Genomic DNA, 6333 nt, shown 5'->3' on the forward strand with positions numbered 1-6333 from the left:
TAGTTTTCAGCTACGATTTGGCGGATTGAGCCTTTCTGGGGGTGGGGTGTCTTTTGTTTTTCAGCGCGGCCGTGTCGTCCGGGGGCGGCCCCGCCCCATGACGCCGCCGCGCGTGGCCGGCTGACACGCCGCCACACCGGCGCAGACCGTATGCCGTTCACCCGGGCCGGGTGAGCGGCATGCCTTTGCTTCGCCGTGCGGATGCTCAGGGGCGGGCCGGCGGGGCGTCGCGCAGCAGGCAGGTGATCCGCGAGGTGCAGACGCGGTTCCCGTCCTCGTCGGTGATGACGACCTCGTAGCTCGCGATGGTCCGTCCCCCGCTGACGAGGGTGGCGACGCCGGTCACGGTCCCGTCCCGAGCGGCACGATGGTGGGTGGCGTTGATGTCGAGGCCCACCGCGACCCGGCCGGGTCCGGCGCACAGGGCGGCGCCGTAGGACCCGAGGGTCTCGGCGAGCACGACGCTCGCGCCCCCGTGGAGGAGGCCGTACGGCTGGGTGTTGCCCTCCACGGGCATCGTCCCGACGAGCCGCTCCCGCGTCACCTCGGTGATCTCGATCCCCATCCGCTCGATGAGGGTGCCGCGGGTCTCTCCCTGCAGGGCGGCCAGGACATCGGGGGCATCAGCCATGGTGCCGATCGTAGGACGAGGCTGTCCGTGGCTGTGACTAGGCTTCCCGTGTGAGCCGACTCCTCCTCCTCGACGGACATTCGCTGGCCTACCGCGCCTTCTTCGCGCTGCCCGTCGAGAACTTCTCGACGACCACCGGCCAGCACACCAACGCGGTGTACGGCTTCACCTCGATGCTGATCAACGTCCTCCGGGACGAGCAGCCGACCCACGTGGCCGTCGCGTTCGACCTGTCGCGGCAGACCTTCCGCAGCGAGCAGTACGCCGAGTACAAGGCAGGGCGGGCCACGACACCCGACGAGTTCAAGGGCCAGGTCTCGCTCCTCCACGAGGTCCTCGACGCCCTGCGGATCCGCTACGTCGAGCTCGAGGGCTACGAGGCCGACGACATCATCGCGACGATCGCCTGCCAGGCCCGCCACCAGGGAATGGAGGTGCTCATCTGTTCCGGGGACCGCGACACCTTCCAGCTCGTGTCCGACGAGGTCACGGTTCTCTACCCCGTGCGCGGGGTGTCCGAGCTGTCACGCATGACCCCGGACGCCGTCGAGGCGAAGTACGGCGTGCCACCCACCCGCTACAGCGACCTTGCCGCCCTCGTCGGCGAGACCTCCGACAACCTGCCCGGGGTGCCCGGCGTCGGCCCCAAGACGGCCGCGAAGTGGATCGGGCAGTTCGGCGATCTCACGGGGATCGTCGCCGGCGTCGACCAGATCAAGGGCAAGGCGGGGGACTCGCTGCGCGAGCACCTCGACCAGGTGCTCCGCAACCGGCGGCTCAACCAGCTCGTGACGGACGCCCCCGTCGGGGTCACCGTCGACGACCTCCACCGGGCCCAGTGGGACCGCGAGCAGGTGCACACCGTCTTCGACGGTCTCGAGTTCCGGGTGCTGCGCGACCGGCTCTTCTCGACGATCGAGGCGGCCGAGCCCGAGGCGGAGTCGGGCTACGACGTCGAGGGCGAGGTCCTCGCGGCCTCTGCTGTGCCCGGCTGGGTCGCGGCACACCTGCCCGAGGGTGAGCGTGCGGGCCTGACGGTCGTCGGCACGTGGGCCCGCGGCACGGGCGACGCCACCGGCCTCGCGATCGCCGCCCCCGACGGGGTCGGCGCCTACGTCGACCTCACGACCCTCACCCCCGAGGGGGAGAGCGCAGTCGGCGGTTGGCTCGAGTCGGCCCAGCACCCGAAGGCGATGCACGACGCGAAGGGGCCGGCCGAGGCGCTCGCCGCACGCGGCTGGCGGCTCGCCGGGCTGACGAGCGACACCCAGCTCGCCGCCTACCTGGTCAAGCCCGACCAGCGCACCTACCACCTCGACGACCTCGTCCTCCGCAACCTCAAGCGCGAGCTGGGGCAGACCACGGAGACCGGTCAGGGGATGCTCGACCTCGACGGGGACGCCGACGAGCGGGCGGCGAGCGCCCAGATGGTGCGGGCCACCGCGATCCGAGACCTCGCCGACGCCCTCGACGCCCAGCTCGACGCGACCGGGGGCACCGCGCTGCTCGCCGACATGGAGATCCCCCTCGTCGACGTGCTGGCGCGCATGGAGGCCACCGGCATCGCAGTCGACGCCGACGGACTCGACTCGCTCGAGCGTGACTTCGCGGTGAAGGTGGAGCAGGCCCAGCAGGACGCGTGGGACGCGATCGGGGGGGAGCAGATCAACCTCGGCTCACCGAAGCAGCTGCAGGTCGTGCTCTTCGACACGCTCGGCATGCCGAAGACGAAGAAGACCAAGACCGGCTACACGACCGACGCCGACGCGCTCGCAGACCTCTACACGAGGACGGAGCACCCCTTCCTCGAGGCGCTGCTGCGCCACCGTGACGCCGCCAGGCTGCGCGTCACGGTCGAGGGCCTGCAGAAGTCGGTTGCCGACGATGGCCGGATTCACACGACCTACCTGCAGACGATCGCTGCGACCGGCCGGCTCTCGTCGACCGAGCCCAACCTGCAGAACGTGCCGATCCGGACCGAGGAGGGGCGCCGCATCCGCGAGCTCTTCGTCGTCGGTGAGGGCTACGAGTCGCTGATGTCGGCCGACTACTCGCAGATCGAGATGCGCGTCATGGCGCACCTCTCTGGTGACGAGGGGCTCATCGCCGCGTTCCGCTCGGGCGAGGACCTGCACAACTACGTCGGCTCGAAGGTGTTCGCCGTCGAGCCCGATGCGGTGACCGCGCAGATGCGCTCGAAGATCAAGGCGATGTCCTACGGCCTCGCCTACGGGCTGTCGGCCTACGGGCTGTCCAAGCAGCTCACGATCAGCACCGAGGAGGCTCGGGGCCTGATGGAGGGCTACTTCGAGCGGTTCGGTGGGGTCCGCGACTACCTGTCCGACGTGGTGGCGCAGGCCCGGGGGACCGGCTGGACGGCGACGATGTTCGGGCGGCGGCGCTACCTGCCCGACCTCACCTCGGACAACCGCCAGCGCCGCGAGATGGCCGAGCGGATGGCGCTCAACGCGCCGATCCAGGGCTCGGCGGCCGACATCATGAAGGTCGCCATGCTCGGCGTCGACCGTGCCCTGCGCGACGCCCGACTCCGCTCCCGCATCCTGCTGCAGGTGCACGACGAGCTCGTCCTCGAGGTCGCCCCGGGCGAGCAGGAGGACGTCGAGCGGATCGTCCGCGCCGAGATGGGCGGGGCCGTGCAGATGGAGGTCCCGCTCGATGTGAACATCGGTATCGGGCGCTCCTGGCACGACGCCGCCCACTGACGCACTCTCGGGACGGCGCACGGGGCGCCATCACCGTCTGGAGTCCTGTCGGCATGCCCCCTTTGCTCACGAGTGGGGCATTCGGGCCGTTACCAGATCGTTATCACTGCTTCAGTGTGGTCTAGGTCACTCCGCCCCATACTCACCGGTAATCGGTAGTTACTGCCTGTAACCACTGCGTGCCCACCCAAAAGGTGGGTGCCCTTCTGTGTGAGGTGGACATGGGAGCTCGCCTGGCCTCTGGCCTGGTGCTGGCCGCCGTGGCCGCGCTCGTCATCGGACTGAGCGACGTCCTCGGCCTTGACCTGCAACACGTCGCGCTGCTCGGCGCGGCCCTCGGTGGGGCGCTGGGGCTGATACCCCATCGGTCCGACTGGGGCAAGCTCGCCGGCTTCGGCGTCGGCTTCGTCGTCGCGTGGCTCGGCTTCGCGCTCCGCGCGGCCGTGCTGCCCGACGCGGCGTCCGGGCGTGCTGTCGCGGCCTTGATCGTCGTCGCTCTGCTCGCCGTGATGGCGGCTGTGAGCTGTGGCCGGCTCCCGCTCTGGAGCGGGCTCCTCGGCGCCGCGGCCATCGTCGGTGCCTATGAGGAGGTCTACACGACCGCGCCGTCGCAGTTCGTCGCCGAGTCACCCGCCGCGGCCACGACCGTGCTGCTGGCGGCAGCCCTCGGCTACCTCGCGACGAGCCTGCTGCCGGTGATCCGGCCGGAAGGGCGGCACGCCGGCCCCGAGCGCCTCGAGCACGAGAGCGCCGCGACCGAGTCCGACATCGACGCCCTGATGGCAGGAGAGCAGCAGTGAAGAAGCACACCCTTGCGGCCGCAGTCGCCATCGTCGCTCTGCCCGGTCTCGCCCTCATCGGCGCTGCGCCTGCCCAAGCGGCAGGCAGCGGTGGCGTCGACGTGACGAACACGGAGACGGTGCAGGCCTACCTCGACGCATCGGGCAAGCTCGACGTCGCGCGCGTCTACGAGCAGGTCGCCATGCGTGGCACCGGCACCGTCGACCTCAGCAACCCGGTCGAGGTGAGCGGCCTGCGCAACCTGGACGGCTTCGGCGGCTTCGACGTCCAGCAGGGCCGGATGGTCGGTCGCTACGACGTCGACGGGGAGCGCCGGATCCGCACCGTCAGCGACTACACGAAGAAGCTGCCGCTCGAGGTGAGCGTCAGCTACACCCTCGACGGCAAGAAGGTGCAGCCCGAGGACGTGGTCGGCCGATCGGGACGGCTCGAGGTGCGCTACACGGTCCGGAACGTCACCGCGACCCCACGCGAGGTGACCTTCGACGACGGGACCGGGGCGACGGCCACCGCGACCGAGCAGGTCGTCATCCCGATGGTCGGGTCGCTCACCACCACGCTCCCGTCAAGCTTCACCAGCGTCGCGTCCGACGAGGCGAACATCGCCGGCGACGGACGAGGCGGCACGAAGCTGACCTTCACGATGACCCTCTTCGGGCCGATCGGTGCGCCCGAGGCGAGCTTCGGCTACTCCGCCCAGATCGCCGACGGAGTGGTGCCGAAGGCGAGCGTCTCGGCGCTGCCGGTCAGCCCGCTCGACAGCCCGTCCTTCAAGGGCGGTGCCGCGAGCTACAAGGGCGGGGCCGACACCGGCGTGACGCTGACCGCGGGCGCCACCGAGATCGACGCCAACCTGCTCAAGCTCCGCGACGGCGCCGCCACCCTGCTCGCCGGGCTCATCCAGCTGCGGGACGGCGCCAAGCAGCTCGACGCCGGCCTGGGTGCCCAGATCCTGCCCGGGTCCCGCCAGCTCGCCGACGGAGCGAGCGACCTCAAGGACGGGACGTCGCAGCTGCGGGCCGGCGCCTCCGAAGCGCGCAGCGGAGCCGGCAAGCTCAGCTCCGGCGCGAAGGATCTCAGCGGCGGAGCGAAGGAGCTCGACGCGGGCGTCGGCCGACTCAAGGGTGGTGCCGCCCAGGTCGACGACGGTGCGGGCCAGCTCGCCAAGGGCGCGAAGCAGCTCGACGACGGCGTGGGCCAGCTGGCCGCGGGCCTCGCGGAGGCGGGGGAGAAGGCGCCCGCCCTCATCGACGGCCTCGCGCAGGTCGCCGATGGCCTGGACCTGCTCGATGCGGGTCTGGGCACGCTGTACGGGGGGATCGGCCAGCTGCCCGCCAAGGCGCAGCCCCTCCACGACGGCATCGCCCAGCTCCGAGCCGGGATCGGCGCCAAGGACAAGGCAGGCGACACCCTGCTCTACGGCGTCGACCAGATCCGGGCCGGACTGGCCAAGGCGGTCTCGGCCGGCGACTCGCTCGACCTGCTGAAGGGCGGCGTCGACCAGGTCCAGGCTGGCATCGCCGACGCGCTCAAGGGTGGGGGAGACGTCGACCGACTTCAAGGTGGGGTTCAGCTCGCGCAGACAACTGACTGTGGGACGAACTGCAAGGCCGTTCTTGACCAGGTTCTCGCCGGGATCGGGACTCTGCGTACCGACATGACCAAGGCAAATGGTGGGCTGTTGCAGGTGTCTGGTGGTCTGGGAGACCTCAAGGGCAAGTTGGGTGAGGCGGCGGCCGGGCTCGCGCGTATCGAGTGCGGGCTGTCGAACCAGTCGCTGAAGGGAGTCTGCGACGGGGAGACGCCAGGTCTCCTTGAGGGCCTTGCCGCCCTCGACGCCGGTGTGGGGCAGCTGGTCGATGGCGTGGTCAAGCAGGTTCAGGGCGGTATCGGAGGCGACAAGGACACCTCCAAGGAAGGCACCCTGCGCGGTGGGGTCCACTCGCTGCAAGGTGGCATCGACCTGATCGGAGAAGGTGGCCTGACGCTCCTCGACGGGTTGGGTCAGCTCTCCGATGGTGCGTCCGCGCTCAAGGCCGGCACTGGCCAGCTGGCCCAGGGTTCCTCGGACCTCAAGGCCGGCACGGGCCAGCTCGCCGACGGCACGGTCGAGCTGAAGGACGGCACGGGACGTCTCGCGAACGGCGCGGGCCAGCTCGCCGACGGGGCGGGGCAGCT

The 6333-nt window shown here is 70.6% G+C and carries 4 protein-coding genes; 3 read left to right on the forward strand and 1 reads right to left on the reverse strand.

The features are described 5' to 3' along the window. Window positions 1–205 precede the first annotated feature (205 nt). Complete coding sequence (locus ACTHJJ_RS18495) at window positions 206–631, reverse strand: PaaI family thioesterase (RefSeq protein WP_440304417.1); 426 nt, start codon at window positions 629–631, stop codon at window positions 206–208. A 50-nt stretch (window positions 632–681) separates the two neighbouring features. On the opposite strand from ACTHJJ_RS18495, the gene polA reads away from it, so the two are divergent. The 3 genes from polA to ACTHJJ_RS18510 all read left to right on the forward strand — a co-directional run. Next, window positions 682–3354, forward strand: coding sequence for a DNA polymerase I (polA, locus tag ACTHJJ_RS18500; protein WP_440304418.1), 2673 nt, complete (start codon window positions 682–684; stop codon window positions 3352–3354). 221 nt (window positions 3355–3575) lie between these two features. Beyond that, window positions 3576–4154, forward strand: coding sequence for a hypothetical protein (locus ACTHJJ_RS18505; RefSeq protein ID WP_440304419.1), 579 nt, complete (start codon window positions 3576–3578; stop codon window positions 4152–4154). Next, the coding region (locus ACTHJJ_RS18510; RefSeq protein WP_440304420.1) for a hypothetical protein at window positions 4151–6333 on the forward strand (2183 nt) is incomplete at its 3' end. The genes ACTHJJ_RS18505 and ACTHJJ_RS18510, both read left to right, overlap by 4 nt.

Source organism: Intrasporangium sp. (genome assembly GCF_051961875.1).
Taxonomy (GTDB): domain Bacteria; phylum Actinomycetota; class Actinomycetes; order Actinomycetales; family Dermatophilaceae; genus Intrasporangium_A.

Coding starts and splice junctions, on each gene's coding strand:
- ACTHJJ_RS18495 (WP_440304417.1), bottom strand. CDS start 631: ATGGCTGATGCCCCCGATGTCCTGGCCGCCCTGCAGGGAGAGACCCGC.
- ACTHJJ_RS18505 (WP_440304419.1), top strand. CDS start 3,576: ATGGGAGCTCGCCTGGCCTCTGGCCTGGTGCTGGCCGCCGTGGCCGCG.